Source organism: Solidesulfovibrio carbinoliphilus subsp. oakridgensis (assembly GCF_000177215.2).
Classification (GTDB): domain Bacteria; phylum Desulfobacterota; class Desulfovibrionia; order Desulfovibrionales; family Desulfovibrionaceae; genus Solidesulfovibrio; species Solidesulfovibrio carbinoliphilus.
In genome coordinates, this window is record NZ_CM001368.1 from 886534 (window position 1) to 912649 (window position 26116).

General features: G+C 65.5%; 25 protein-coding genes, 1 tRNA gene and 1 pseudogene. 5 read left to right on the forward strand and 22 right to left on the reverse strand.

Going from position 1 to position 26116, the window contains the following annotated elements:
* Positions 1–124 precede the first annotated feature (124 nt).
* Positions 125–1345 carry a M24 family metallopeptidase gene (locus DFW101_RS03900; RefSeq protein ID WP_009180222.1) on the reverse strand — a complete coding sequence of 407 codons (1221 nt, stop codon included), beginning with the start codon at positions 1343–1345 and terminating at the stop codon, positions 125–127.
* A 120-nt stretch (positions 1346–1465) separates the two neighbouring features.
* Here DFW101_RS03900 and DFW101_RS03905 point away from each other — a divergent pair, with 120 nt between their 5' ends.
* Positions 1466–2383, forward strand: coding sequence for a DMT family transporter (locus DFW101_RS03905; RefSeq protein WP_050805051.1), 918 nt, complete (start codon positions 1466–1468; stop codon positions 2381–2383).
* On the opposite strand, the gene mqnC is transcribed toward DFW101_RS03905, so the two are convergent.
* Entirely contained in the window at positions 2359–3405 is a 1047-nt protein-coding gene (gene mqnC / locus DFW101_RS03910) for a cyclic dehypoxanthinyl futalosine synthase (RefSeq protein ID WP_009180224.1), read from the reverse strand. The genes DFW101_RS03905 and mqnC overlap by 25 nt on opposite strands.
* Before the next feature lie 76 nt (positions 3406–3481).
* On the opposite strand from mqnC, the gene DFW101_RS03915 reads away from it, so the two are divergent.
* Genes DFW101_RS03915 through DFW101_RS03930 form a run of 4 tightly spaced genes read left to right on the forward strand, consistent with a single transcriptional unit; the run spans position 3482 to position 5659 of the window.
* A complete protein-coding gene (locus DFW101_RS03915; protein WP_009180225.1) occupies positions 3482–3895 on the forward strand; it encodes a CoA-binding protein in 414 nt (137 codons plus the stop codon).
* Positions 3896–3904: 9 nt separating this feature from the next.
* Positions 3905–4393: a YkgJ family cysteine cluster protein gene (locus tag DFW101_RS03920; protein WP_009180226.1), complete on the forward strand. Its 489-nt coding sequence runs from the start codon at positions 3905–3907 to the stop codon at positions 4391–4393.
* Positions 4365–5180: a J domain-containing protein gene (locus DFW101_RS03925; RefSeq protein WP_009180227.1), complete on the forward strand. Its 816-nt coding sequence runs from the start codon at positions 4365–4367 to the stop codon at positions 5178–5180. Before DFW101_RS03920 ends, DFW101_RS03925 begins: the two co-directional genes overlap by 29 nt.
* A gap of 35 nt (positions 5181–5215) precedes the next feature.
* Positions 5216–5659 carry a hypothetical protein gene (locus tag DFW101_RS03930; RefSeq protein ID WP_009180228.1) on the forward strand — a complete coding sequence of 148 codons (444 nt, stop codon included), beginning with the start codon at positions 5216–5218 and terminating at the stop codon, positions 5657–5659.
* A gap of 101 nt (positions 5660–5760) precedes the next feature.
* Here the strand turns inward: DFW101_RS03930 and DFW101_RS03935 are convergent, their stop codons facing one another.
* From DFW101_RS03935 to DFW101_RS04030, 20 genes and pseudogenes are all read right to left on the reverse strand, one after another.
* A complete protein-coding gene (locus DFW101_RS03935) occupies positions 5761–6459 on the reverse strand; it encodes a C40 family peptidase (protein ID WP_009180229.1) in 699 nt (232 codons plus the stop codon).
* 110 nt (positions 6460–6569) lie between these two features.
* Positions 6570–7136 carry a DUF2087 domain-containing protein gene (locus DFW101_RS03940; protein WP_009180230.1) on the reverse strand — a complete coding sequence of 189 codons (567 nt, stop codon included), beginning with the start codon at positions 7134–7136 and terminating at the stop codon, positions 6570–6572.
* A gap of 358 nt (positions 7137–7494) precedes the next feature.
* Positions 7495–8652: a SufB/SufD family protein gene (locus DFW101_RS03945; protein ID WP_009180231.1), complete on the reverse strand. Its 1158-nt coding sequence runs from the start codon at positions 8650–8652 to the stop codon at positions 7495–7497.
* Between the two features lie 16 nt (positions 8653–8668).
* Positions 8669–9430, reverse strand: coding sequence for an ABC transporter ATP-binding protein (locus tag DFW101_RS03950; protein WP_009180232.1), 762 nt, complete (start codon positions 9428–9430; stop codon positions 8669–8671).
* 126 nt (positions 9431–9556) lie between these two features.
* Positions 9557–9925 carry a response regulator gene (locus tag DFW101_RS03955; protein WP_009180233.1) on the reverse strand — a complete coding sequence of 123 codons (369 nt, stop codon included), beginning with the start codon at positions 9923–9925 and terminating at the stop codon, positions 9557–9559.
* Positions 9926–10074: 149 nt separating this feature from the next.
* Positions 10075–11217 (reverse strand): acyltransferase family protein, encoded by a 1143-nt coding sequence (locus tag DFW101_RS03960; protein ID WP_009180234.1) that lies wholly within the window; start codon positions 11215–11217, stop codon positions 10075–10077.
* Positions 11218–11473: 256 nt separating this feature from the next.
* A complete protein-coding gene (locus DFW101_RS03965) occupies positions 11474–11677 on the reverse strand; it encodes a hypothetical protein (protein ID WP_009180235.1) in 204 nt (67 codons plus the stop codon).
* A gap of 68 nt (positions 11678–11745) precedes the next feature.
* Positions 11746–12039, reverse strand: a complete 294-nt coding sequence (locus tag DFW101_RS03970) for a cysteine--tRNA ligase (protein ID WP_009180236.1) — start codon at positions 12037–12039, stop codon at positions 11746–11748.
* Positions 12040–12249: 210 nt separating this feature from the next.
* A pseudogene (locus DFW101_RS20270) lies at positions 12250–13157 on the reverse strand (ADP-ribosylglycohydrolase family protein).
* 589 nt (positions 13158–13746) lie between these two features.
* A tRNA-Leu gene (locus DFW101_RS03980) sits at positions 13747–13831 on the reverse strand.
* A gap of 157 nt (positions 13832–13988) precedes the next feature.
* A complete protein-coding gene (gene thiD / locus DFW101_RS03985; RefSeq protein WP_009180237.1) occupies positions 13989–14816 on the reverse strand; it encodes a bifunctional hydroxymethylpyrimidine kinase/phosphomethylpyrimidine kinase in 828 nt (275 codons plus the stop codon).
* A 122-nt stretch (positions 14817–14938) separates the two neighbouring features.
* Positions 14939–15895: a lysylphosphatidylglycerol synthase transmembrane domain-containing protein gene (locus DFW101_RS03990; RefSeq protein WP_009180238.1), complete on the reverse strand. Its 957-nt coding sequence runs from the start codon at positions 15893–15895 to the stop codon at positions 14939–14941.
* A gap of 45 nt (positions 15896–15940) precedes the next feature.
* Positions 15941–18118: an SF1B family DNA helicase RecD2 gene (gene recD2 / locus DFW101_RS03995; protein ID WP_009180239.1), complete on the reverse strand. Its 2178-nt coding sequence runs from the start codon at positions 18116–18118 to the stop codon at positions 15941–15943.
* 18 nt (positions 18119–18136) lie between these two features.
* On the reverse strand, positions 18137–18751 hold the full coding sequence (gene recR, locus DFW101_RS04000; protein WP_009180240.1) for a recombination mediator RecR: 615 nt from the start codon (positions 18749–18751) through the stop codon (positions 18137–18139).
* 199 nt (positions 18752–18950) lie between these two features.
* Entirely contained in the window at positions 18951–19676 is a 726-nt protein-coding gene (locus tag DFW101_RS04005; protein WP_009180241.1) for a glycerophosphodiester phosphodiesterase, read from the reverse strand.
* Between the two features lie 250 nt (positions 19677–19926).
* Positions 19927–20238, reverse strand: a complete 312-nt coding sequence (locus DFW101_RS04010) for a YbaB/EbfC family nucleoid-associated protein (RefSeq protein WP_009180242.1) — start codon at positions 20236–20238, stop codon at positions 19927–19929.
* Positions 20239–20261: 23 nt separating this feature from the next.
* Positions 20262–22004, reverse strand: coding sequence for a DNA polymerase III subunit gamma/tau (gene dnaX / locus DFW101_RS04015; RefSeq protein ID WP_009180243.1), 1743 nt, complete (start codon positions 22002–22004; stop codon positions 20262–20264).
* 49 nt (positions 22005–22053) lie between these two features.
* Positions 22054–22980 (reverse strand): branched-chain amino acid transaminase, encoded by a 927-nt coding sequence (locus tag DFW101_RS04020; protein WP_009180244.1) that lies wholly within the window; start codon positions 22978–22980, stop codon positions 22054–22056.
* A gap of 284 nt (positions 22981–23264) precedes the next feature.
* A complete protein-coding gene (locus DFW101_RS04025; RefSeq protein ID WP_009180245.1) occupies positions 23265–25064 on the reverse strand; it encodes a methyl-accepting chemotaxis protein in 1800 nt (599 codons plus the stop codon).
* 100 nt (positions 25065–25164) lie between these two features.
* Entirely contained in the window at positions 25165–26040 is an 876-nt protein-coding gene (locus DFW101_RS04030) for a tetratricopeptide repeat protein (protein WP_009180246.1), read from the reverse strand.
* Positions 26041–26116: the final 76 nt, after the last annotated feature.

Consider the following 26116-nt stretch of genomic DNA (forward strand, 5'->3'; position numbering starts at 1 on the left):
CTCTTCCCGGCCGCCCTGGTCTGCTTTCCGGTTTTGCCCCGTGCCATTCCCGCCGGCCCGGCCGCTACGCGCCTGGAGCCGGCCCCGGCTCCGTTCGGCCTGGACGCACCCGCCGTGAACACGGTCAATCGATGCAGATCATGTCGTAGGCCTCGCCGGTCAGGCATCGCCCGCCCGCCGGCGTCACCTCAAAGGTGTTCTCCACGCCCACCATGCCGATGCCGGCCAGGCCGAACTTGGGCTCAAGGGCCAGGGTCATGCCGGCCTCGATGGGCGCGTCAAACCCCTTGGCCAGGGCCGGCCAGCCGTCGATGGCAAGGCCGATGCCGTGGCCAAGGAACCGGACCTTGTTGCCGCCAAGGCCCATGAAGCCCTCCTCCATGCCTTCCTTGGCGGCCATGGACAGCGACAGGGCATAGAGTTCGCTCGGGATGGCCCCGGGTTTGAGCCGTTCGGCCACGGCCTGCTGCACCCGCACGCAGAAGTCGTGGCCCGTGCGGACCGCATCCGGAATGGCCGCCGCCTTGCCCGCGAAATAGACCTGGGTCTTGTCCGTGCTGTAGCCTTCCAGGGCAAAGCCGTTGTCGATGGTCAAGACCTCGCCCTTTTTCCAGACCGTGCCGGCGTCCCCGGAAAAGGGCAGGGCCGGATGCTCGCCCCGAAGCCCCACCGGGCCGTTGAAGACGCTCGGGTAGTTGGCGCTGTCCCCGGCCGCGATGTGGCCGAGAAAGATTTCGTCGCCCCCGCTCATGCGCAACTGTCCCTGGTGGCCGAGGTCGAAAAAGGCGTCCCAACAGCGGCGGGCGATGTCCCGTTCGGTCATGCCCGGGGCGATGGCCAGGGGCAGGCGTTTCATGAGCCCTTCGGCGTGGCGGGCCCCGCAAAGGCGCATCTTGGCCAGCTCCCACTCGGATTTGCGGGCCTGGGCCATGGCCAGGGCGGCGTCGCCGGGCACGAACGAGACGCCGGGGAGCCTTGCGGCCAGCAGTTCCGCCAGGTTCCAGGCCAGCCCGCCCTGCTCGGCGGCGCAGACCGTGGAAAGGGGGCTGCCGGCATCCCGGCAAAGCGGGATGATGTCGCCAAAGGACCGGAAGGGCAAAATGGTCGGGAGCGGGGACTCGAGCACGGCCCGCTCCCGGCCCTTGCGGCACAGCAGCACCGGCTCGCCGGCCACGGGCAGCCACAGCACCCCGTTGGCCCAGGTGCCGGTCAGGTAGTAGATGGCGAGCCGGGAGAAGACGAGGAGACCGCCAGCCGTGGGCGCGACCTGGGCCAGGGCGGTGCGGCACTTGGCAAGGCGGGAGGACAGTTCCGATTCGGGCAGACGTTCGAGGGCGGTTGGCATGACGACTCCGTTTTGTGTTGCATTCCAAGGCCAAGCAGGTATAGCGGCCCTCCGGGCGCGTGTCCGGAAGACGGCCTTTGGGCGGCGGGAATGGTCCCGCGTCGCGCCATCGCCGGCAGGATGACCGCTTTGCCAAACAATCGACTGGCCTGGCCGGCCTTTTTCGCGCTGGTCGCGGCCACGCTCCTGTGGGGCGGCTCGTTTATCGCCATGAAGATCGCCATGCGGGGTTTTTCGCCGCTATTGGTGGTCTTTTGCCGCATGGTCCTGGCCTCGGCCGTCTTCGGCCTCCTGTGGCGGCGGCTCGGAGGCTTTCGCGCCGCCAAGGGCGACTGGCCGGGGCTCGTGTTCATGGCGTTTTGCGAGCCATGCCTCTATTTCGTGTTCGAGGCCAAGGCGCTCACCCTGACCCAGGCCTCCCAGGCCGCCATGGTGACGGCGCTTTTGCCGCTTTTGACCGCGGTCGCGGCCGCCTGGTTCCTCAAGGAAAAACTCGAAGGGAAAGCCATGGCCGGCCTTTGTCTGGCCGTGGCCGGGGTCGGGGTCATGAGCGCCTCGGGCGAGGCGACGGGCGACGCGCCGTATCCGGTGCTCGGCAATTTCCTGGAATTTCTGGCCATGTGCTGCGCTGTTGGCTACATCGTGACCGCCAAGCGGCTGGCCGCGAGGCACAGGCCGCTGTATCTCACGGCCGTACAGAGCTTTACCGGCGCGGTCTTTTTCGCGCCGGTCCTTTTTTTCACGCCGTTTCCGGAAACCATCGCGCCCGGCCCGGCCCTGGCCGTGGTGTTCCTGGGCCTCGGCGTCACCTTCGTGGCCTACGGGCTCTACAACTACGGCGTGAGCCGCGCCCCGGCGGCCAAGGCCGCGGCGTTTATCAACCTCATTCCGGTCTTCGCCTGCCTGCTCTCCCGGGTCATGCTCGACGAGACCCTGACCCCGGCCCAGTGGACAGGCGGCCTCATGGCCCTCGGCGGCGTGGCCCTAAGCGCCCGCCCCGGCCGCAAGACGCCTCAGGAGCCTTCGCGCCGGGAATAGTCCATGTTGCGCCTGACCGGCTCGAACCCGGCCTTGACGGCCAGGCGGCACAGCTCGTCCTCTTCCATGCGGAACCGGACCCCGGCCGCGGCCACCACGTTTTCCTCGATCATGGTCGAGCCGAAGTCGTTGGCCCCGAAATAGAGGGCCGTCTGGCCGATCATCGGCCCCTGAGTCACCCAGGAGGCCTGGATGTTCGGCACGTTGTCGAGAAAAAGGCGCGCGAGGGCGAGGGTTCGCAGGTATTCCCAGGACGAGGCCTCGGGCACGGCAAGGGCCGTGTTGCCGGGCTGGAAGGTCCAGGGAATAAAGGCCGTGAATCCGCCGGTTGCATCCTGCAGGTCCCGGATGCGCGAAAGGTGTTCGAGCCGGTGTTCGATGGTCTCGCCCAGGCCGATGACCATGGTGGCCGTGCTGCGAAGGCCTTGCTTGTGGGCTTCGGCCATGACCGCGATCCACTCGTCAGCCGGGCACTTGTTGGGAGAAACACTCCCCCGGATGGGGTCGGACAGGATCTCGGCTCCGCCGCCCGGCAGGGAGGCCAGGCCCGAAGCCTTGAGTTCGGCCAGCACCTCGGCTATGGACAGGCCTTCCATCCGGGCCAGGAACACGATTTCCGGCGGCGAGAAGCCGTGCACCGCCACCTCCGGAAACCGGTCCCGCAAAAAGGCCAGCATGCCGGTATAGAAATCCAGGCGCAGATCCGGGTGCATCCCGCCCTGGAGCAAGATCTGGTAGCCGCCAAGGGCCACCGTTTCGGCCACCTTCGCCGCCAGCTGCTCCCGGCTGAGGACGTAGCCCTCGGCGTGCCCCGGCGGCCGGAAAAAGGCGCAGAACCGGCAGCCGCAGGCGCAGACGTTGGTGTAGTTGATGTTGCGGTCCACGATATAGGTGACGACCGCTTCGGGATGCAGGGCCATCCTGGCGGCGTGGGCTTTTTTCCCGAGGGAGAAGACGTCCTCGTCCTCCCACAGGGCCCGGGCTTCAGCCAGGCTTATGCGGCCGATGGCGCGATCAGGCATGGGCGGTTGACCTCCAGGCAGGGATGCCGCCACGCGGATACACTTTTTTCCCACAAACGGAAACCACCCCTTGCCTATGCTTTACAGTGAAACCACCCTGACGGACATGCTGGCCCCGGGCAAGACCATTGCCGTGGTCGGGGCCAAGGACCGTCCCGGCACGGCCGTGGACATGGTCGGCCGCTACCTGATCACCGCCGGCTTCCGGGTCGTCCCGGTCCATCCGGCCCGGGCCTCGGTCTGGGGCATTCCCGCGCGCAAGACCCTGGCCGAGGTCGACGGCCCCATCGACATCGTGGACCTCTTTCGGGCCGCGCCGAGTTGTCCGGGCCATGCCGCAGAGGTCCTGGCCCTGGCCCACCGGCCGGCCTGCTTCTGGATGCAGTCCGGCATCCGCAGCGCCGAAGCCCGGGAGCTGCTCGCGCCCCACGGCGTCGCCGTGGTGGAAGACCGGTGCATCATGGTTGAACACCGCCGCCTTTGGGGATAAGGATACGCCATGCCGCCACTTGTCGCCTTCATCTGCCGCCGCTGCGGCCACTGTTGCCAGGGAGAAGGCGGCATCGTCCTTTCCGGAAGCGACATCGACCGTCTGGCCGGGCACCTGCGTCTCTCGGCCGAGGCCATGCTGTCCCGGTACGCCGAGCACGTCGGCGGCAAAAACCGCCTCGTGACCGGGCCGGACAAGGCTTGCATCTTTTACGACCAGGGCTGCGCCATCCATCCGGCCCGGCCGGACGTCTGCCGAGCCTGGCCGTTTTTCCGGGGCAACATCATCGACGCCGAAAGCCATGCCATGGCCGCCGAGGACTGCCCGGGCATCAATCCCGAGGCGTCCCACGCCGAATTCGCCCGGCAGGGCTCCGTCTATCTCCACAGTCGGGGCCTGGCCCGGGCCCGTGGGCCCGGCGTGCCCGAGGCCCTGGCCGACATCCCGACGCCCACCGAGGAACCGGATCATGGCCCCAGCCGATTCGATGCGTCTTGACGAGGCCCAGACCCTTCTTGGCGTCTCGTCGGCCGATGACCTCGAGGCCATCAAATCCGCCTACCGCAAGCTGGCCTTCCACCTCCATCCGGACCTGCACCCGGACGACCCCGGGGCCAAGCGCAAGTTCCAGCGCCTAAACGAAGCCTACCTGCTCCTGCGCCATTTCCACGCCAACCGCGACAAGGCGCCGGGTCCGGAAAAACAGGCCGGCCCGGCCAAGGGCACCAAGCCCGGGGCCACCCGCAACCCCCCGCCCGGCCCCAGCCCGGGACAGGCCCACCGCGAACGCCAGGGCCGGGCCACCTATACGCAAGCCTCCAGGCAGAACGCGGACGCGGGCTTCTATTTTCGCCGCGAGGAGGTCTTGCAGGACCTGCTCAAGGACCCCTTCGCCCGGCAGGTGTTCCAGGACATCTACCAGCAGGTGAAAAAGTCGGCCGCAACCGGCCCGGTCACGGCCAAGGGGCCGCGCAAGGTCTCGTTCCACTGGGGAGAAAAAGCGGTATCCCTTGATATTTCCAAGGGATTCATGGGATCTATCAAGGAATACTTCAGGAGACAGCTCGACGACGAGCAGACCGTGCATCTGCCGGCCACCAGCCTTTTCCCGGGCACCCGCATCCGGGTCGGCATCCGCCATGGCCTGGGCAACGCCAAGCCGACCATGGTGGAGGTCACCCTGCCCCCGGATTTCGTGGTGGGCCGGCCGATCCGCCTCAAGGGCATGGGCCGGCGCATCGGCCCCATGCGCGGCGACCTGTACCTGCGTCTTCTGGCCAAATAGAGCGGATCGAACTCCGCTCCCCCAAAGGAGACGACATGGCCGTTGCCGTCCGCTGTCTGGCCATCCTGTGCTCCCTGGCCGTCTGTCCGGTCCCGATCCAGGCCATGGCCGGGGCCGAGGGCATGGTCGGCGGCCCCTGCCGCTACGCTTCGTTCCCGGGCAAGGGCACCATCGTGTCGGTGGGGCCCGTGCCGCCGGGAGATTCCGGAAATTTCCCCCCGACACCCTACCCGCCCCTTGCCGTGACCTTCACCTTCACCCCGAACGCGCCGGTGGCCGGCGAACCGGATGCCCCGCACGCCTTCACCCTGGCAAACGGCATGCCGCCCGGGCCGCGCTATGTGGAAAGGTACGGCCTCGCGCCGGGAAGTGTCCTGCCCTGCGAGCTGCGCCGCATCCGCCACGGGACCTGCACGCCGGTCCTCTACGTCTTTCCGGGAATCGACGCGGCCGATTATTTCGAGTTGGAGCGGCCGTAGACAGGAAGAGGGGCTCCGTCCCAAGCCCCGCCGTGGGGCATGACAGCCCCCGGAACCCCTCGACGGGGCACTGGCCGTCCGCCTGCGGCGGAGGCCGCAATTTATTCGATGACGCGCCGGGCGTGGGAGAAACAGTCCTTGTACCAGCCCGTCAATGTCCGGATCCGCACCCCTTCTTTGTGGGAATCGATGATGCGGCCGTCGCCGAGCCAGACGACCACATGGGAAACTCGGGACCGGTTCCGGGTCGTGATGAAAAGGAGGTCTCCGACGGCGAAGGGTTCATCCGGGCCGAGCCGCCGGCCCGGGGCCTTGGGGCCGTCGGCCTGGGAGGCGATGGCCGAGGTGAAACGGACCCCCAGACCGTAGTTGTAGACCCAGGACGTGAAGTTCGAGCAGTCGAGCCCCGGCCCCTCCCCCGGCGGATCATAGGCCGGTATGTGGTGGTGCCGGTAGGAAAGGCCCTGGTAACGCTCGGCTACGATGGCCACGCGTTGGCGTTTCCAGGCCACGGCATCGACGCCGGCCGGCACCGCCACCGCCGGATAGACGGCGGACTTGGGCCCCCAGGAACCGAGCTTGGGATTGCCGTACCAGGCGGACGAGGGAACCGGCGACTGGGGCAGCGTGTCGCGCCAGGGGAAATCGGCGGTCAGGCCGGCCAGCCCGCCGGTATCGTCCGGTCCGGCCGCGTGGACGGCGTTTGGCCCGGGCGGCCACAACCCCCAGCATCCGGACACGGCCAGAAAGACGCACAACCACGGCGCGCCGCTACGGGACCGCTTTTTTCCCTGGTGCATGCCACCCTTCTGGCATGGTCCGAAAGAGGTTGCAAGGGACCGGGGCCGGCTATGTCGGCCCCGGTCGATGCACTGGGGTACGCCGGTCGATGCACTGGGGTACGGAAGACTCAGGCGGAGAGCAGGCGAAGGGTTTCCTCCCCCGCCTGCTCCAGATGCCGGACAAGGGCCCTGGCCTCGGCCGGGGGCCGCTGCTCGACGCGCCGGTATTCCCGGCAATCGGCCGTGCGGGCAAGGAGTCCCAGGTCGCACAGTTCCCGACGCAGGAGGGCCGGGTCGCCGAACAGGTGGCGGGCCTGCAGATGCCCGGTGATGCCGCGTTCGTCAAAGGTCTGTCGCGGCGGGATGCCGGCCCAAAGGGCCCACAGGCACAGGAGCTGGTGATTGCGTTTGGACGGCCAGCGGAGGAGCCGACCTTTGGCGTCAAAATGGCGGGCCACGGCGGTCACCCGGGCCAGGTCCACGGCGTCGGCCGGCGTCCGTGGGGCGGCGAGGCGGTCCCGGGCCATGGCCTTGGCCCGGAAGTGCTGGAAGTTGCGGCATCCGGCCGACCGGGCCAGGATATTTAGAAGCTCGACATGGCCGGGCACTGCTTCGCCGGCAAGCAGCCGGGTCCGCAGGGCCTTGGCCAGGACCGAGATGTCGTCCACGCAAAAAGGCAAGGATTCTCTGGACATCGCTTATCCCTTCAAGCGTGCCTTTCCTCGGGGGGAATGTCGATGGTCGCCGTCTTCCGACGCGGCACGGGATAAGGTGTCGGTGCGGAAAGGAAATGGCAGGTTTAGCACCCCTCGCGGGGCGGCGACGCCTGGGTGAACTGCCGACCGGTCCGCGTCATAGCCCAGTCGGTTGATTCTGACAACACCTGGGCCGTAAAGATGCCTCCGGCGGCCGGGGGGAATGATTCCCCCCGGACCCCCTCGATGGGTATAATACAGGGGCGGTCCTGCCACAGGACCACCCCTGTATTATTCAGGACAGGAGGGTCCGGGAGGGGGTGACCCCCTCCCGGCCGCCGGAGGCATCTTCTCTCCCCTAGAACATATCCTTCTCGCTCTCGGAAATCGTCTTCTCGATGACGTCCTTGAGTTCCTGGGGCAGCCCCATGATGTCGACGTTCAAAAAGCCGCGCACGATGGTGGAAGTGGCCTCGTTCTCGTCAAGCCCCCGGGCCATCAGGTATTCGATCTCTTCCTGGGCGATCTTGCCGACGGCCGCCTCGTGGGACAGCTCCACGCCGTCCACCGAGCCGAGGAGTTCCGGGATGGCGTGGATGACGCCGCCGCCGAGGATGAGCCCCTTGCACTCCAGGTGCCCCTTGGCCGGCACGGAATTGCCGCCGATGAACCCCCGGGCCACGATGGTGCCGCCCGAGGCGATGGTGCGCGAGATGATCTCGCCCTTGGTGTCCGGGGCATTGAGTTCGATGCGGCTGCCGGAATCCACGTACGAGCCCTTGGGCGCGACGATGACGGAGTTGAACCGGGCCACGGCCCCTTTGCCGTTCAGGCGGATGGCCGGGTAGGACTGCAGGTCCTTGACGGGTTTGAGGAGGACGTAGTTGTTGATGAAGACGCCGCCCTCGTCCACCACGCCGCCGGTCCGGGGCCGCACCACCGTGGACTCGGCCCAGTTGTGGATCATGGTAAAGGTCAGCTTGGCGTTTTTGCCCACGAAAAATTCCGAGATGCCGAGGTGGGCCGCACCTTTGGAACCGTGGGCCACTGAACAGCCGGTGATGATGTGGAGTTCGGAATCGTCCTCCACGATGACCACGTTGTGGACGTTCTGGCCGACCATGTCGCCCTTGAGAAAAAGGCACGACTGCACCGGCTCGGTGATCTTGGCCCCTTTTTCCGTGCGCACGAAATAGCCGCCGTGCAGGTTCTCGGCGGCCGACCGGGTGAACTCGTCCTTGTCCGGGTCGACCTGGGTCCAGAAGTAGCCGGGCAGGCCGTCGTACTTGGCCAGGGCTTCCTTGATGTCCAGGATCTCGACGCCTTTTTGCAGGCTCTTGCAGTGGACCCGGCCGTGGTCCACCTGCAGGTAGGTGCCGGCCCGTTCGCGCTCTTCCACATCCACGCCGGACATGAGCATCTCGGCCTTGTCCGCCGGGTCGAGCTGGCGCAGGTCGGCTATTTCGCCAAGCTGGGAGCCGCTGAACCGGAAATCCTTGAGATTGATCTTTTCCATGCCGCACTCCCTCTCGCTATTGCAGGCACCGGACGCATTCCTGGTAGCCGTAGTGGCCGATGTGGTCCAGGATGTCGCGGGGATTGGCCTCGCAGCACAGATGGCCGTTAAAAAGCACCTGTCCCCGGTCGGCGTTGACGTATTCGAGGATGTAGCCGGTGTGGGTGATGATGAGTCCGGACACCGGGCGCTTGCGCACCCGCTGCTCCTTCATGCTGGACCCGGCTCTCGGCTCAATGCCGCCGGTCAGGACCTCGCGGACCGTGGAGCCGATCAGCTTCATGTTTTCCAGGTCCACGCCGGACTCGGGTTCGTCGAAAAGGAGCAGGTAGGGCTTTTGGGCCATGAGCTGGAGGAGTTCGGACCGCTTGATCTCGCCGCCGGAAAAGCCGGCATTGATATCGCGCTCCAGGAACTCGTCCATGTTGACCTTTTTCGCCAGCTTGTCCACGTCCACGTCGGCGTCGCGGGCGCACATGCCGACCAGATGGCGGGTTTTGAGGCCATGAATGGTCGGCGGACGCTGGAACGACATGCCGATGCCAAGACGGGCCCGCTCGTAGATCGGGGCGTGGGTGATGTCGTGGCCGCGAAAAAGGATGCGGCCTTTGGTGATTTCGTAGTTGCCAAAGCCCATGAGGGTCATAAGCAAGGTGGTCTTGCCCGAACCGTTGGGGCCGAACAGGATGAAGGTTTCGTTCTCGGCGATGTGCAGGTTGATGCCGGAGAGCACTTGCCGGTCGCCGATTTTGACGTGCAGATCTTCGATGCGAAGCATGATTCCCTCGCTTTTTCGCGTCCGGGGGCGCGTTTCTCCGCCTGGGGTCTACGGAAAAAACCGGCTGAAGTCCACCAAGGAGGACGGCGGCCGGCCCGCGACCGGCAAAACCGGACGCGGGCCGGTTCAGTGGGAATCGTAGGAGCGGATGATGGTGGCCAGTTCGTCGCAGTCGTAGGGCTTGGAAAGGTAGTCCCTGACGCCGAAGTGGGAGAAAAAGTCCAGGTGCTGGCGCAGGCCGTAGCCGGTCAGGACCACGATGGGAATGTCGGCGTACCAGCATTGCCCCTGGCGGACCCGGCCGATGAATTCACGGCCATCCACCTCGGGCAGGCGCATGTCGAGCAGGACCAGGTCAAAGGCGTCGTGGTCCATGGCTTCGAGCGCCCGCTTGCCATCCGGCACGGACGTGATGATGTGCCCTTCTTCTTCCAAGGCCTGCCTGGCCAGGGTGGCGTGATTGGGATCATCCTCGGCGAGCAAAATATGCAACATGGGCACAGCACCTCCCTTCTCTGCCAGAGCATGATCCGTGCCGGGGGATAGCCATTCCTGTTATCCTGTGAAACCAAGCGGTTTCCGACCCGGCCCCAGGCTGGGGGGCAAACCGATTGTCCTGAATTACTGTAAAGCAGGAAACTGGATCACTCGCCGGACGTTGCGGCCAGGGGCGGCGCTGGCCGCCGGGCGGAGCGGCGGGCCCCGGTGGCCACGGCGTAGACCGCCGGAACCAGCCGGGACAAAACCTCGCCAAGGCCCCACAAGAGCACGATGACCGTCAGGCCCGAAAGCCAGTAAAAGGCGATCTGCTGGAGGTCGCCAACCGGTTTCCACACGGCCAGGAGCCGCGTCTGAAGGATGGACATGGTCGGTTCGTGGGCAAGATAGACGAAAAAGCTGTGCCGGGCCATGCTGTGGAGCACGGCGCTGTCGCGGATAAAAGAAAAGGCCGAGATCCGCCAGAAAAAGACCAGGCCAAGCACGAGGTTGCACTTGAAAAGAAACAGGCGGACGCTGTCCACAGTGATGCCGAGGGGCTGGTGGGCGACCAACACGATGGTCAGGCCGACAAAGAGCCATGCGCCGGCCCGCTGCCACCACGAGACACCGGCCAGGGGCAGCCGGGTCCTGGCCAGATAGCCGCCGAGGTAGAAGGCGAAGAAATCGCCGTAATAGGAGTATGGCGCGGGGTCCATGCCGGCCCAGAGCACGAACAGGGTGATGAGGCCGACGCCCGGGGCCTCCTTGAAAAAAAGGAGCAGCACCGGGGAAAGCAGGAAGACCACGAGCAGATCGCGCAGAAACCACAGGGGATAGTTGACCGGGGTGGTGCCGAGGCCAAGGATCTTGGTGACGAGCCCTTCGGACTGGAGAAAACCCCACGAGCCCATCATCTCGATGCTGCCGACGCAATAGAACCAGGCCGCGAGCAGGCCATTGAAGAGCACGTAGGGAATGAGGAGCGAGATGAATTTGCTGCGCACCATCTCACCGTAAGCCGGCAGGGTCAGCTCGAACTTGCGCAGGAAAAGAAAGCCGGAAATGGTGAAAAAAAGCGGCACAGCCACGAAATCCACGTGCCCGTTCAGGATATTGACCATGAGATCGGCCACCGGTCCCGTGCCGCCGGAATCGGCGATGCGCACGGTGATGCCCCGGGCGCCGTGGGCCAGGACGATCAGGCCGATGAGGATGATGCGCAAGATGTCGATGCGCTTGGAAACATCGCGGTCAATGGGCTCCCGGACCGGCCCGAGCAGGAAGGACGGCTTGACGGCATCGTTCACGGACAGAACTCCTGGTATTGCCAAGGCTTCACGCGGCGGGTGCCCGGCTTCGAGGCCGGGACGAGGGCGGCCACCGGGCCCGGACATGACAACGGCCGGCCGCGGGCCATTGCGGCCGGGCGCTTTCGCAGGGAAACCTGTTTCGGGTTATTGTCGTTGCCAGAGGGTGCCGGCGGCAGGCCACGCGCCCCCGGGCCAGGACCCGATCGCCGGGGAACCATGGTCCCGAGGGATGTGCCACGCCTTTGCGGGGGAATCAATGGGCGTAGGCGAGCATCTTTTTCAAACGGCTTTCCGTGATGGCATAGCCCTCTTCCCGGAGGATGCGCACGAAGCATTCGATGACGGACTGGGTGGCAAAGGCCTTGTTGGTGATGCTTGACGTATGCATGATCTCCCTGAGCACCAGATCGATCATGTAGATGCAGTGCGCCACATCCTTCATATCCTTTTGCGGCATGGTCCTTCTTCCAGCGGCGGCGGATAGGCCGGTCCGGTCGGTCGACCGGGCATACGTGAGGGCAACGGCTATTCGATTTCCACGGACACGGTCTGCTTGACGCGCACGCCGTCGACCAGGCCCTGGCGGTAGGCCATGGCCACGTAATCGCGGCGGATGCGGTCGCACAGTTGCGGGATATCCTCGGCCAGCTGCCGGAGGCGTTCGTTTTCCTGCCCCTCGGCCAGTTCCTGGAGTTCGGCCATCAGGCTGCCCAGTTCGTTCATGCGGGCGGCCATTTCTTCGTCCACGGTCTGGGCATCGATCAGATCCTCGATCCTGCTTCGGATCATGTCCGGCAGGCACGCCTTGATGCTTTCCATGTCCCACCCCCTTGGCCGATGTTTCCAACCGGCCGATTCGTCCGGCAGTCGGCCGGACAGGCTTGGCACGATGGTAGGGGTATACCGCAGAAGCGAGCCGGTGTAAAATCGGCAGGCAAAATCGCCTGGTGTGGCGTTCGCTAAAAAATATGTTACTATTTAACTATGTTATTCTCAAAATTCGTATGCACGGATTTCGAGAACGCGACACTAGGACACGATGGCGGCCAGGTCCCGCTCGATGGCGGCGCGGGCGGCCAGCCCGTCGAGCCAGGCCTTGGGTATCGCCGCCCGGCCGTGGGCCGCGCCGAGGATCATGCCGGCGAGCATCCCCCGGGCGGCGCTGTCTCCGCCGGCCATGACGTTTTCCGTCAGGCAGGCGGCCAGATCGCGCTCATGCCGGACGACGAGGTGGATGACCCCGGGCATGGCCTCGTCGATCCGGCAGGTCTGGCCAAGCCGGCCGATGGCCGTGACCGTGTCCTCGGCGGCGGAATCCAGGCCCTGGGCCAACCACCGGTCGATGGGGGCGCTGGCATACCCGGCCTCCCGGGCCGCCTCGAGGGCGGCCCGGGGGATTTGCCGCCGAGCACGCCCCAGGCCGTACGGGCAAAAAATTCGGCCGCCTCGATGACCTGGGCGTGGTTGTGGGTCATCTTGGTCTGGGAACGGACCGCCTCGACCAGGGCTTCCAAATTATGGCGCAGGGCGCAGACCAGGGGAGCCACCCGGCTGGCGCCGGCCAAATCCGTGGAATTGGAACCTGAATTGTGCGGCCCCTCTCCGAAATCAAAAATCTTGAGCGTCATGCGGGTGGCCCCGTCGATGTACCCGTCGTAGGCGGTCATGCGTTCCCGCCACTTGCGGGCGAAGTCGTCGAGGTCGAAATTCCCCCGCTCGGCCAGGGACCGCAGCAACACCAGGGTCTGGTCGCCGTAATGGGTCTGGTCGCCGGCCCGTTTCCCGCTGTGGTAGCCGCCCGCAGGCGGATCGAGATACCCCGTCACGCGGCCGTGCCGCCTGGCCAGGGCCGTTGGATCGTATTCCCAATGCGCCCCCAGGGCCAGGGCGTCCCCAGTCAACGAGGCCAGAACCATGGCTTTTGCTTTCTCGGACATACTGCCTCCGATATGCTGCTGCCCAGAGCCTACCCTTTTCGTCTGAAATAACCAAGATCCTTGACGCACGGGCCCGTGTCGATGGGGAAAAACGCCGTCAGGCGCGGCCGCGTCCGGGCCACGGCAGTCGGACGGGCGTGGGGAGCCTCGCCGCCGCGGACCAATGCCATGGCCCCGGCCATCTGACTGTCCAATTTTCCGCGACCACCTCTCTGCAGATGCCGGAACCCGAAGCCGCTGCCCTCACGGCCATCTGACTGTCCAATTTTCCGCGACCACCTCAGGGCAAGAAACTGGAGCAAGCCCTGGACATGACTTGGCGGATATTCCTGTAGGACAAATACAGGACGACGCCCACGATCAAGCCCCGCTCCGGCGGGGCTTTTCGTTTCCCCGCCCCGAGGCGGCAATGGCCCTTCGGCGAGGCAGGCGCAGGGAAGGAATGGGCGAAGATCAGACCGTCCATGGCCTGCCCCAAACGAACAGAGCCCCAAAAGTTGCACACTTTTTGGGGCTCTGTTGGGATAGTTTCAGACGGGCGTAAATATTGAGGACAGCGAGAAGAAGAATTTTCTCTATAAAATCAGTTTGGTGCGAGAGGGGGGGCTCGAACCCCCATACCTTTCGGTGCCAGATCCTAAGTCTGGTGCGTCTCCCAGTTCCGCCACTCTCGCACGGCCCGCCAGGCTACGGGCGGAATTTTCTACGCGAACGCCGCCGGATGCACAAGGGGTGAATCGCGGGGTGAACCAAAAACTGGATACATCTCCGACAGATGCCCGTTTCTCCGGCATGCTCTCAGGCATCGGCCGAAAAAAGGGTCCCTCGCGGTCAAGCCTCGCCCAACAACCGCAGGTACGGGGCCAGGTGGTTGACCGGCCCGTCGCCGCGGCCCAGGTCATAGGCCGCGAGCAGGGCCTCCTGCAGGTAGTCTCTCCCTGCCTCCACGGCTTCCGGCAGCGCCTTGCCGCGGGCCAGATGGGCGGCGATGGCCGCCGACAGAGTGCAGCCCGTGCCGTGGGTGTTGCGGGTCGGGACATGGGGCCGGACGTATTCCCGGACAAGCCCCTGCCCCGTGACGAGCAGGTCCGTGACCAAGGCCCGGCCCGGATCGCCGGACGCCTCAAAATGGCCGCCTTTGAGCAACACGGCCTTGGCGCCAAGGGCGAGCAGCCGAACGGCTGCGGTTCTGGCCTCGGCCGGGCTGTTTATGGCCATGCCGGCAAGGAGTTCGGCCTCGTGGCGGTTCGGGGTCAGGAGATCAGCCAGGGGCAGGATGCGGGCGATCAAGGCGGCCACGGCCTCGGGCAAGAGGAGTCTTGCTCCGGACTGGGCCACGCAGACCGGGTCCACCACCAGCGGAAAATCCTTGTCCGCCAGCGCATCGGCCACAGCCTCGATAATGGGGGCGGAAAAAAGCATCCCGGTCTTGGCGGCGCGGATGGGAAAATCGTCCAGGACCGCGCGCAACTGCGCGGCCACGAATCCGGGCGACGGAGCCTCGATGGCGGTCACGGCCCGGGTGTTCTGGGCGGTCAGGGCGGTGATGGCCGACAGGCCATAACAGCCCTGCATCATGAAGGTCTTGAGGTCGGCCTGGATGCCGGCCCCGCCGCCGGAATCCGACCCGGCCACGGTCAATACGCATGGCGGCTGCATGACTTTTCTCCCAAAGACCCGTTCAAAATAGGAAAGGCATTGCCGTCTTTTTTGCCGGCAACCAGGGCGATGGACGGGCGAAGGCCACGCCGCCCGGTGTGGTCGCCCCGCTCCATACCCCGCTAGTCCAAGGCTTCGTCGCTCTCGCGGATCTTGCGCAGGCTGAGTCCGCTTTTGGCCAGGATGAGCAGGCCCGCCACGGTCACCGGGATGTACTGGACCATATGCAGGATGAGCCCGGCGGCCAGGGCCTGGGTCTGGTCCACACCGAAAAGACCGAGGGAAAAGACGACGGCCGCTTCGAAGACGCCAAGGGCCCCGGGTGAGGACGGCATGGCCATGCCGAGCGACGAGATGACGAAGACCGCCGCCACCTGGCCCCAGGTGAGGGACAGCTTGGCCACCCACAAGAGGACCAGGAAGGTGGAACTGGCGTAACAGATCCAACAAACGACGGTGTAAAGCCCAAGCAGCGTCAGAAAGGTGGGCGTGACGCCGTGCAGGACCTGCAACTTGAGTTCGGCCAAAAACTCGGCCAACCGGTTCGACGGCATCTTGGCAATGAGCCGGCCGACGAAATCCGGATAGGTCCGCACCACCCACAGGGCCACCCAGATGCCGCCGACCGCTCCGGCCAAGGGCACGAAGGCCATGCGCAGCTTGAAGTGGAAGGCCACCACCAGGCCCATGGCCAGAATGGCGTTGAGGTCGAAAAACCGCTCCCAAAAGACCATGGTAATGCTTCGGGACAGGGAGAACCGGCACTCCCGGCGCAGGTAAAAGGCCTTGGCCAGCTCGCCGAGCTTGGCCGGCACGATGTTGTTGACGGCCATGGACATGAGAAAGGCCTTGAAGCACAGCCAGTTGCCGGCGACGAATCCGGAAAGGAAATTGAGCCGCAAGGCCATGACCGCGTAGCCGACAAAGGAGAAGGCCGTGGTCCAGACCAGGGCCACGTCGTCGTAGCGGACAAGCGTGCTCCATAATTGGGCGAAATCGATGCCCCAGAAGGCATAGACCAGACAGCCGACCACAAGGGCCAGCCGGAGAAAGAAGCCGGCGGCTTTTTTTAGGACCATTGCGGATTGCCCCTGCGTCGGACAGGGAGGAGGCCCTTCCCGTGTCTATTCTGCATTGAAAAGCTCCCGAAGCCGGTAGTTGAGGTGGGTGTAGCGGCTGTCGCCGCCGGCGTTTCGAAGCCCAAGCTGCATGGCCCGCCGGCTGCCGATCAGGACGGCCAGGCGTTTGGCCCGGGTCAGGGCGGTATAGATGAGGTTGCGGCGCAACATGACGTAATGCTGCGTCAGAATCGGGACGACCACGGCCGGATATTCGCTGCCCTGGGATTTGTGGATGCTTATGGCATAGGCCGGAGCCAGCTCGTCGAGTTCGGTGCGGTCGTAGGCGACGGTGCGTCCTTCGAAAGACACCAGCACCTCCCCTTCCTCGGTGTCGACTTCCACGATGTGGCCCAGGTCGCCGTTGAACACGTCTTTTTCGTAATCGTTTTTGGTCTGGAGCACCCGGTCGCCCTGGCGGAAACGGACCATGCCCCGCAACAGTTCCGGTCCCTTGGGATTGAGCCGCTCCCGCAGGGCTTCATTCAGCGACTGGGTGCCGGCCTCGCCCTTGTGCATGGGCGAAAGGACCTGGACGTCGCGCAGGGGATCGAGGCCGTAGGTCCGGGGAATGCGGTCGCTCACAAGGCTTGCGATCATGTCCCGGACCGTGGCCGGATCATCCTGCTCCACCCAGAAGAAATCGGCCTCGGGCGGCGGCTTGGTCGCGGCCAGGGGGAGCTGGCCCTGGTTGACGCGGTGGGCGTTGACCACAATCATGCTCTGCTGGGCCTGCCGAAAAATATGGGTCAGCCGGGCGCTGCCAACGGCCTCGCTGCCAAGGATGTCCCCCAGGACATTGCCGGCCCCGACCGCAGGCAACTGGTCCGCGTCACCGACGAGGATCAGCCGGGCCGTGAACGGCAAGGCGCGAAGCATGTGGGCGCACAGCTTGGCATCGAGCATGCTGACCTCGTCGACCAGCAGCACGTCGGCCTTGAGCTTGTTGTCCTCGCACACGGCGAAGGCGCCGTCGGGCGTCGATTGCAAGAGCCGGTGCAGGGTGGCGGCCGGACAGCCGGTGGCTTCGGCCAGACGCTTGGCCGCCCTGCCCGTCGGCGCGGCAAGTTTGACTTTTAGAGACAACTTGTCAAGGGCGGACACCACCATGCGGGTGATGGTGGTCTTGCCCGTGCCTGGGCCGCCGGTGATGACGAAGACCTTATTGGCGCAGGCGTCCACGGCCGCCTGCCGCTGCTCCGGAGAAAGCTGGAGCCGGGCCGCGGATTCGAGGGCCGGCAGGAGCTTTTCCACCTTGCCGCGCAGGTCCGCTCCCGGGTGGGCGGCCAGCTCGTGAATGCGCCGGGCGATCTCGGTTTCGAGCGCGTAGTAGTGGCGCAGGTACACGGCGGATTCGATGTTCTGGGCCGGCAGGGCTTCCACTTTGACGCGCTTTAATGCCTCAAGGCTGGCCAAGGCCTCGTCCAGACGCTCCGGGGCCACCTCGCCGACCATGGCGGCGGTTTTTTCAAAAAGGATGTCCCGGGGGACGAAGAGGTGGCCCTGGTCGCCCATGGTGAAAAGAACATAGACCAGGGCGGCTTGCAGGCGCTCCGGGCTGTCCGGGGCAAAGCCCAGGCGCAGGGCCATGGCGTCGGCGGTCTTGAAGGCAATGCCCCGAATCTCGTAGGCCAGCTCGTAGGGATTGTTCCGGATGCGCCCCTCGGCGGCATTGCCGTAGAGCTTGAAGATCTTGCCGGCGTGGGTGGTTGCGATCTCGTGGGTCTGGAGAAAGAGCATGAGCGACCGGACCTCGTGCTGGGCCGTCCAGGAAGCCACGATCTCCTTGAGCTTTTTTTTGCCCACCCCTTCGACCGTGAGGAGCTTTTCCGGGGCGGTGTCGAGGATCTCGAGCACCTTTTCCCCGAAGGCGTCGACCATGCGCGTGGCCAGCACCCCGCCCACGCCCTTGATCATGCCCGAGGCGAGGTAACGGCGGATGCCGTTGACCGTGGCCGGCATTTCGCGGGCGGACGTCTCCACCTGGAACTGGCGGCCGTATTTGGGATGGGTGACCCAGGAGCCGGTCAGGCGCAGCACTTCGCCGGGGGTCACCGCGCCCACGCAGCCGACAATGGAAAAAGGCCCCGGCTCGTCCTTGGACCGGACCCGGGCGATCAGGTAGTTCGTCCCTTCGTTGTAGAAGGTGACGGTCTGGACCTCGGCCGAAAGTTCGATTGCCATTGCCTCGCCGGTTGCGCCCTACAGGTCCTGCCGGAAGCGCAGGGACTGGGACAGGGTTTCCTTGTCCACGTATTTGACCTCGGCCCCGAGCGGAATGCCCTGGGCCAGCCGGGTCAGCCGCACACCCGGGAATTCCCGGGCCAGCAGGTTCTTGATGTGCGAAGCCGTGGACTCGGCGGCAAGCGTGGCCCCAAGAGCCAGGATGCACTCCGTGACCGCGCCCTCGGCCAGCCGTGCCCGCAGGGCGTCCAGACGCAACTGTCCGGGCGTCACCCCTTCCAGGGGATCGAGCAGGCCGCCGAGGACCAGATAATAGCCGCCGAACTGGGCGGTCTCCTCGAGCAGCATGACCGAATCCCACTGGGACACCAGGCACAGCTCTTCCGGCCTCCTGGTCGGATCGGCGCAGACCGGGCAGACGGGAGTCTCCGAGAGCCCGGCGCACCGGGAACACAGGCACAGCCGCTCGCGCAGGCGCAGAATGCCGTCGCCCAGGGAATCGGCCCGGCTGCGCGGCCATTCGAGCAGCGTCATGGCCACCTTGAGGGCGGATTTCGGGCCAAGCCCCGGCAGTTTGGCGAGCTGTTCGACCAGTTCGACCAGCGGGGCGGGAAGGGTAGTTTGGGCTGCCATGGTTTCCTGGTTCAAGTCTATACGAAGGATACGCCCGCTGTTTCAAAGCGGCTCCACCATCGGACGGTACATCGCGTTGTTTTCGGTCAAAGCACGCAGGCGCCTTTTCTCGTGTCGCGTTCTCGAAGTTCCTGCGTACAAATTTCGAGAACTGTATACTGAACGAACTGATTTTATCTGAAAAACAATTACATATTATCTAGAGAACGCTACACTGACAGGGATCAAAAATATAATTGAAACCCAGTTGCTGGCAAAAGGCCGCTTCCCGTTTATCCGTGATGGTCCAGACCAGGACAGGAAGGCCGCTTTGCCGCAAGCGTGTGAGAAAAGAGCCGTGCAACATATTTTTGTGAACGGAAAGAAAGAGTGGCTTTGTCAAAATATTATAGAGCATGTTTTTCAGGATATACTTATTGATGCAATGCATGTCTTTTCTGTCGTCATACGTACACGTCAACTGTCCGCGCAGCATGCCCGGCCGGTTTCGCCGGAACCAGCCCACGGTCCAGGGGGTAAACGACTGGACCGCATACGCCCCCCGGTAGCCGGCCAGGGCGGCGGCCACTTGCCGCTCCAGGGCTCCGGTCCTTCCCTGGCTTTTGAGTTCCACCAGAAGAGGCACTTTTCCGGCCACCTTGGCCAGGACATCGGCCAGAAGCGGAATCTTCTCCCGGGAGCCAAGCAGCTTGAGGGCCGCGAGTTCCTGATAAGACAGGGCCGTCACCAACGCGTCCACGTTGCAGAGCCGTTTCAGGCCGGCGTCATGGAAAACGACCACCTGCCCGTCCCTGGTGAGGCGGACATCCAGTTCAATGGGCGTCCCGGCCGCGACGCACCGCTCAAAGGCCGGGATGGAATTTTCAGGCACGCCGCTCCGGTCGTACATGCCCCGGTGGGCGATGGGCTGCTTTGCAAGCCACACAGCTCCGCCTCCGCCCAGGCCAACGGTCTCCACGAATTCCCCCTGCCGTGCGTACCCCGCCTGCCGATCAGCCAACAAAGGAGGGTGACGCGAAGAGCCGATGCCAGGCGGGTCCTGTGCGGCAAGGCGCTCCGGACCGTCTGTCGCGCGCCGCCGGCCAGGGGCCCGCTTCCATGCAAAAGGCCTCCCATGCCGGCAGGACTCCGGCAAACGCTGGTCTCGTCCTGGCTGATGGTCTGGAGGCCGTCGCCTAGAACAGGCCGGGCACCTTGATGCCGCCGGTCACCTGCCCCATCTCGGCCTCCATCATGGCCTTGGCCTTTTTGAGGCCGTCATTGACCGCAGCCAGGATCAGGTCCTGGAGCATCTCCACGTCGTTCGGGTCCACTACCGTCTTGTCGATGACAATGGACTTGAGCTCGTTGGACCCGGAAACAACCGCCGTGACCATGCCGCCGCCGGCCGATCCCTCGACCGTCTTCACTTCAAGCTCTTCTTGAAGTTTGGCCATTTTCTTTTGCATGATTTGGGCTTGGCGCACCAATTCATTCATTCCTTTCATGGCGTCCTTCCTTGGGATTTGCCCTAGCGGGGCTTTCGTTCGATGATTTCGGCGTCAAAGGCCGACACGGCCTGACGCACTTCGGGCCGGGTGTCGATGTACTGCCTGAGGTCGTCCGGGGTCATCCGGTCGGCGTTTCCGGCCGCCTCCACGCGCACGGCCACGCCCGGGCCGAAGTATTCGGCCACGAGGGCCTGGAGCTGGCGAAATTTCTCGGGCTGGGTGAGCTGGCCGCAGTGGAAGGCGTTTTCGCAGCCGATCCGCACTTCCCCGGGCTCCGGTTCGGGCGCAAACACGCCGCGCGCCTTTTTAAGGCCCGCGATCTCCCCGCCCTTGCCGGCGAACCGCTTGAACCCGTCCCAGGTCTTCGGGCCGGCGGGCGCGGCCGTCGGCCGCTCGGCCACGCCGGAGACGGGGCCGGCCGACGGGGAAGGCTCTTGCCCGGCCCCGGCCGGCGAAGGCATTTGGGCCCCTTGGGGCGGTCGCGGGGCCGGCCCGTCAACGCGCCGGGGCGCCGGTCCGGAGCCGGACGGGGAAAAACGCGGTCCCGCCGGGCCGGACGCCCCACCGCCTCCCCCGCTCCCTCCAGGAGCGCCCGGTGTCCCGGGTGCTCCTGCCGGGCCGGACCGGCCGGGCGGCACGGTGCACGAGCCCAGGTTCTGCAAGGGAAGGAGGCGCGGCAGATAGGCCATGTTCAAAAGCAGGAGCTCCAGGGACAGGGCCGGCTCCAGGCTCGTCAGCACCCGACGCTGGCCCTCGAGGGTCATCTGCCAGCAGGCGTGGATGTGGGCCGCGTCGAACCTGCCCGCCCATTCCAGCCAGATCCCGGCTTCCTCGGCCGGCAGGTTGACCACGGCCAGGCCCTTTTCCCCGGCCTGGCGCAAAAGAAAGAGGTTTCGCCACATGCCGGCCAGTTCGCGCAGGAAAAAACCGATGTCCAGGCCCTTGTCAAGGACCTGGCGCAAGAGTTCCACCACGGCCGGACCGTCCATGGCGTGGATGGCCTCGATGAGGCCGAAAAAGACGTCCTGCCCGGCCAGGCCGAGGACGCTTCGGGCGTCGGCCTCGGTCAGGGCCGCGCCGCCAAGGGCCAGGACCTGGGCCAGAAGCGACATGGAATCGCGCACGCTCCCCGCCCCCCGGCGGGCGATGAGGCTTACGGCTTTGGACTCGAAGGGCACGGCCTCGCGGTCGAGGAGGCCACCCAAATGGGCTTCGAGTTCGGGCTGGGCCAGACGCTTGAAAAGGAAATGCTGGCAGCGGCTGATGATGGTGGCCGGAAACTTGTGCGGTTCGGTGGTGGCCAGGATGAAGGTGACCCGCGCCGGCGGCTCCTCCAGGGTCTTTAACAGCGCATTGAAGGCCTGCATGGTCAGCATGTGGGCCTCGTCGATGATAAAGACCTTGTAGCGGCTGTTTAAGGGCGCGTAGCCCACGTCCTCCTTGAGGCGTCTGGCGTCGTCGACCTTGCCGTGGGTGGCGGCGTCGATCTCGATCACGTCCGGAGAGACCCCGGCCGTGATCTGGCGGCATTGGGAGCAGACGTTGCAGGGTTCGGCGGTCGGCGCGGTCTCGCAGTTGAGCGCCTTGGCCAGCACCCGGGCCAGCGTCGTCTTGCCGACGCCGCGCGTCCCGCTGAAAAGGTAGGCCGGCGCGATCTTGTCCTCGGCCGCGGCCCGGGACAGGATCCGCTTGACGGCCTCCTGGCCGGCCACGTCGGCGAAGCGCTGGGGCCGGTATTTGGCGGTAAGGCTGGTGGTGCTCATGGGGCGTGTCCGGGCGGCCTGGCGGAGAAGCGAGGCCGCCCGGGAAGGATTACAGGCTGAAGGGGTACAGCCAGCGGGAATAGGCCGGGTTCTCGCCCTTGACCACCTTGAAGAAGGCGGCCTGCAAGGCCTTGGCCACGGGGCCGGCATGGCCCTGGCCGATGACGCGGCGGTCCACTTCGCGGATGGGCGTCAGTTCGGCGGCGGTGCCGGAGAAAAACGCCTCGTCGGCCATATAGAGCTCGTCGCGGGTGAAAAGCTGCTCCACCACTTCATAGCCGAGCTCCCTGGCCAGGATGATCAGGCTGTCGCGGGTGATGCCGGCCAGGATGGAGGTCAGGGGCGGGGTCTTTATGACGCCGTTTCTGACGATGAAGACGTTTTCCCCGGTCCCCTCGGCCACGTACCCGGAGGGGTCGAGCATGAGGGCCTCGTCGTAGCCGTCGGCCAGGGCTTCGGTCTTGGCCAGGACGGAGTTGACGTAGTTGCCGGCCACCTTGGCCTTGGTCATCATGACGTTGACGTGGTGGCGGGTGTAGCTCGAGGTGCAGATGCGGATGCCCTTCTCCAGGGCTTCGGCCCCGAGGTAGGCGCCCCACGGCCAAGTGGCGATGGCCATGCGGATGGGATTCTTGCCCGGGTTGACGCCCATGGACTCGCCCGACCCCACGAAGGCGATGGGCCGGATGTAGCCGGCCGGCATCTTGTTGGCCACCAGCGTGTCCACGCAGGCCTTGGCGATTTCGTCCCGGGTGTGGGCAATGACCATGTCAAGGACCTTGGCCGAACCGAACAGCCGGTCCACGTGCTCATGCAAGCGAAATACAGCCGATTTGCCATCAGCGGTCTCATAGGCCCGGATGCCCTCGAACACGGAAAACCCGTAGTGCAGGGCATGGGTCAGGACGTGCACATTGGCCTGGTCCCAGGGAACAAGCGTGCCATCCATCCAGATGAAATCAGTACGTAGCCCCATCTTCCTTCCCCCGTTGCTCTCGACGTTTTTCGGAACCATCCCAAAGCGACGCCGTAACGCGACTTGAACAACCGAAACGTAAACGTGGCAGTTTAGACGCTTTGGGATATGGGGTCAAGGTCGTGAGCCCGGAGCCCCGAAAGGAACGCCGGGCAGCCGGCCGCAACCTGGCGGGCGCCGTCCCGACACCCGCCAGGGGAAAGGGGTCTGCCCAGGCACGCCGGACCGGCCGCTGTGGAAATACGGTTTCGGCCGTGTGGTGCAACAGCCTGGCGCCGCCCGCCTCAGGCCCGCCCGCCCGGCAGGGCCGTCTGGGCGGCATGGGCCGATTCGCCGCGGAGTTCCTCGATCAATCCTTTAAGGACCTGCGCCTGTTCGGCCAGGTCGGCCACGGCCGTGGCCGAGCGCTCCATGGCTTGCGCCGTCTCGCCGGACACCCGGCTGACGTCGGCGATGGAAGCCTCGATGGCTTCGCTGGCCGCGGACTGCTCCTCCGAGGCGGCGGCGATGGAGCGGACCTGGTCGGAAGCCGACTCCACCAGGGAGACGATGGCGGTCAGGGCCTGGCCGGACTGGTCGGCCAGGGACGTGGCTGACTCGATGACGCCGACGGCCTCGCGCACGCCGCCGACACTCTTGTGGGTGCCGGCCTGGACGTCGCGGATGGCCTTGCCCACTTCGGCCGTGGCGGTCATGGTTTTCTCGGCCAGCTTTCGGACCTCGTCGGCCACCACGGCGAAGCCCCGCCCGGCCTCGCCGGCCCGGGCGGCCTCGATGGCGGCATTTAAGGCCAGCAGGTTGGTCTGGTCCGCAATGTCGGAAATGACGCCAAGGACCCGGCCGATGCCTTCGGCCTGGGTACCGAGTTCGGCCATGTCCTGGCTGAGGACGAGCGCCTTGTCCCTGGCCGCGCTGATGCCGGCCACGGCCCGGCGCACCACTTCCGAGCCCGAGGCCGCCTGTTCCCGGGCCTTTGCCGCCGTATCCGAAGCCGTGGAAGCGTTTTGGGCCACGTCGAGGACGGTTGCGCTCATCTCGCCCATGGAGGCCACGGTTTCCGAGAGCCGGGCCGACTGTTCGGCCGCGCCCCGGGTGGCCTGCTCCGTGCGCTCGGCCAGCTCCGCCGAGGCCTCGGTCACGACCTCGACCACGGCCGTCAGCCGTTCGGCCGCGTGGAGCATGCCCTCGTGGCGGGCCATCTCGGCGGCCAGCCGGTGGGCCTCGGCCTCGGCCGTGGCCGCGCAGGCCTTTTCGGCCTGGGCGGCGGCCTCCTCGCCCTTTCGCAGAGCGGCGGCGATGTTTTCCTTGAGCGAATCAAGCATCCGGCGCAGGGCGTCGGCCAGCTCCCCGAGCTCGTCCCGGCCCTTGACCGCAAGCATTGCGTCGAGGTCGCCGCCGGCCACGGACCGGGCAAAAGCCACGCTTTTTTTAAGCGGCCCGACGATCGACAGTGTAATGATGGTGCCGAGGGCGATGGAAACGGCCAGACACAAGACCGCGGCCACGACCAGGGTCAGCCCCCGCCGAGCCGCCTGCTCCCTGGCCGACCGGGCCAGGACATCGGCCTGGATCCGGCTGCGTTCGAGCAGGCTGCCAAGGGCCGTGCTGGCCTTTCGCAGGGAAAGCATGGAGGTGCCGATGGACAGGGTCAGGGCGTTGCTGCGCTTGTTCTGGGAAACAAACTCCACCACCTTGGCGTTGGTGGCCCGCCATTCGGCCAGGGCATCGTTGAACGTCTTCCAGGCAGCCACATCCTCCTCGTCGCGCCAAAGCCCCTCCACCATGGCCCGGCCCTGGTCCACGAGGCCAAGCCCCGTCTTCAGGTTTTCCCGTTGCCGGTCGAATTCCTTGGAATTGGCCAGCTCCGGCACCAGGATGGTCCGCTCGGCCGACTGGGCGGCCAGGAGCCCTTCCTTCACCAGGCCAAGCCCGGCCACGCGGGGCAGGGCCGACCCGGCCACCTCGGACAGGGCCTTGCCGGTATCCTGCAGGCTCCGATAGCCGAGGATGCCGATAACGACGGTGATGAGCGACGTGACAACCACCGAGGCGAACAACTTTACGCCGACCTTGAAATTGCCCACGGCCCCTCCCCCTGAAACTGCCGGACAGGATGCGTCATCGCGCCGATACTCCCGAATGATGGGATGTGCTGCCGAGGTGTTGCCCGATTTGCCGGTTTTGTCAAATTCCGTCGTTCGCGTCCGAAGCCTCTTCCAGGGGCGGTTCGGGCATGGATTCCCCGCGTTGGCGTGATTCCAGATAGGCCATGAAGGCCTTGCCCTGAGGGAAGGCGGGATTGAGGCGCAGGGCGTGGGTGAGCATCATGCGGGAACTGGCCAGGCGCCCTTTTTCATAGAGGGTCCTGGCCATGTTGTAGAGCAAGTGTTCGTCGGTGCGGCACAGGCGATAGGCCCGGCTGTAGTATTGCATGGCTTCGTCGTACATGCCCAGTTTTCGCATCTTGATGCCGAAGTCGTTGAAGAGATGCTTGTGCTCCACGGTGAAGGCCGCTTCGATCCGCATGATCTTCTGGAACACGATGTCCGCGTTCTGCTTTTCCTGGCGTTCGAGATACGTCAGTCCGAGTCCGAACGTGGCCTTGACGTGGTCCGCGTCCAGACGCAGCACGTTTTGGTATTCGAATTCCGCGGAGAAAAGCTCCTGGCGTTGCCGATGGCGGTCGGCCGTTTCCACGGCGTCCTCCAGCCGGCGCATGACAGGCACGACCTTGTTGATATAGATGGAGGGTTCGGGCAGATACTCGGCCAGAAGCCGCTCCTTGGGAATGATCCGCCTGGTCCCTGTCGGAATGAAGTTGCGGCTCAGGCGCCAGAGGGCCATCCGGCCGTCTCCCTGCTCCTCGGCATAGACGAACAGACGCTGGGTGATGCGGCCGAGGCTCCGCTGGCCGAGGAACTGCTGGGCGTCGGTGGAAAAGACCCCCTTGACGGGTTTGGCCCCGGGAACGGGTATGGTATGGTTCGGGGGTTGCGGCATGGCAAAGGGGTTGGGGGTGTCGTCCCTGATACTCCCGGGGAGGAGGTTTCGGCAAGCCATGCCCGGCCTGCCCGGGGCGGCGCGAGTTGACAGGAATTTTTCCTGCCGCATATACCCGGGGATGCCGAGGCGACAA

Excerpts from the sequence above, each read along its gene's own strand:
- thiD (WP_009180237.1), bottom strand. The coding sequence starts at position 14,816 with ATGCAGCCGCCATGCGTATTGACCGTGGCCGGGTCGGATTCCGGCGGC.
- DFW101_RS03950 (WP_009180232.1), bottom strand. The coding sequence starts at position 9,430 with ATGCTTCGCATCGAAGATCTGCACGTCAAAATCGGCGACCGGCAAGTG.
- DFW101_RS03930 (WP_009180228.1), top strand. The coding sequence starts at position 5,216 with ATGGCCGTTGCCGTCCGCTGTCTGGCCATCCTGTGCTCCCTGGCCGTC.
- DFW101_RS03915 (WP_009180225.1), top strand. The coding sequence starts at position 3,482 with ATGCTTTACAGTGAAACCACCCTGACGGACATGCTGGCCCCGGGCAAG.
- DFW101_RS04020 (WP_009180244.1), bottom strand. The coding sequence starts at position 22,980 with ATGGGGCTACGTACTGATTTCATCTGGATGGATGGCACGCTTGTTCCC.
- DFW101_RS04010 (WP_009180242.1), bottom strand. The coding sequence starts at position 20,238 with ATGAAAGGAATGAATGAATTGGTGCGCCAAGCCCAAATCATGCAAAAG.
- DFW101_RS03935 (WP_009180229.1), bottom strand. The coding sequence starts at position 6,459 with ATGCACCAGGGAAAAAAGCGGTCCCGTAGCGGCGCGCCGTGGTTGTGC.
- DFW101_RS03900 (WP_009180222.1), bottom strand. The coding sequence starts at position 1,345 with ATGCCAACCGCCCTCGAACGTCTGCCCGAATCGGAACTGTCCTCCCGC.
- DFW101_RS03920 (WP_009180226.1), top strand. The coding sequence starts at position 3,905 with ATGCCGCCACTTGTCGCCTTCATCTGCCGCCGCTGCGGCCACTGTTGC.
- DFW101_RS03925 (WP_009180227.1), top strand. The coding sequence starts at position 4,365 with ATGGCCCCAGCCGATTCGATGCGTCTTGACGAGGCCCAGACCCTTCTT.
- DFW101_RS03905 (WP_050805051.1), top strand. The coding sequence starts at position 1,466 with ATGACCGCTTTGCCAAACAATCGACTGGCCTGGCCGGCCTTTTTCGCG.
- DFW101_RS03970 (WP_009180236.1), bottom strand. The coding sequence starts at position 12,039 with ATGGAAAGCATCAAGGCGTGCCTGCCGGACATGATCCGAAGCAGGATC.
- mqnC (WP_009180224.1), bottom strand. The coding sequence starts at position 3,405 with ATGCCTGATCGCGCCATCGGCCGCATAAGCCTGGCTGAAGCCCGGGCC.
- DFW101_RS03940 (WP_009180230.1), bottom strand. The coding sequence starts at position 7,136 with ATGTCCAGAGAATCCTTGCCTTTTTGCGTGGACGACATCTCGGTCCTG.
- recR (WP_009180240.1), bottom strand. The coding sequence starts at position 18,751 with ATGGCAGCCCAAACTACCCTTCCCGCCCCGCTGGTCGAACTGGTCGAA.
- DFW101_RS03965 (WP_009180235.1), bottom strand. The coding sequence starts at position 11,677 with ATGCCGCAAAAGGATATGAAGGATGTGGCGCACTGCATCTACATGATC.
- DFW101_RS04030 (WP_009180246.1), bottom strand. The coding sequence starts at position 26,040 with ATGGCTTGCCGAAACCTCCTCCCCGGGAGTATCAGGGACGACACCCCC.
- DFW101_RS03955 (WP_009180233.1), bottom strand. The coding sequence starts at position 9,925 with ATGTTGCATATTTTGCTCGCCGAGGATGATCCCAATCACGCCACCCTG.
- recD2 (WP_009180239.1), bottom strand. The coding sequence starts at position 18,118 with ATGGCAATCGAACTTTCGGCCGAGGTCCAGACCGTCACCTTCTACAAC.
- DFW101_RS03990 (WP_009180238.1), bottom strand. The coding sequence starts at position 15,895 with ATGGTCCTAAAAAAAGCCGCCGGCTTCTTTCTCCGGCTGGCCCTTGTG.
- dnaX (WP_009180243.1), bottom strand. The coding sequence starts at position 22,004 with ATGAGCACCACCAGCCTTACCGCCAAATACCGGCCCCAGCGCTTCGCC.
- DFW101_RS03945 (WP_009180231.1), bottom strand. The coding sequence starts at position 8,652 with ATGGAAAAGATCAATCTCAAGGATTTCCGGTTCAGCGGCTCCCAGCTT.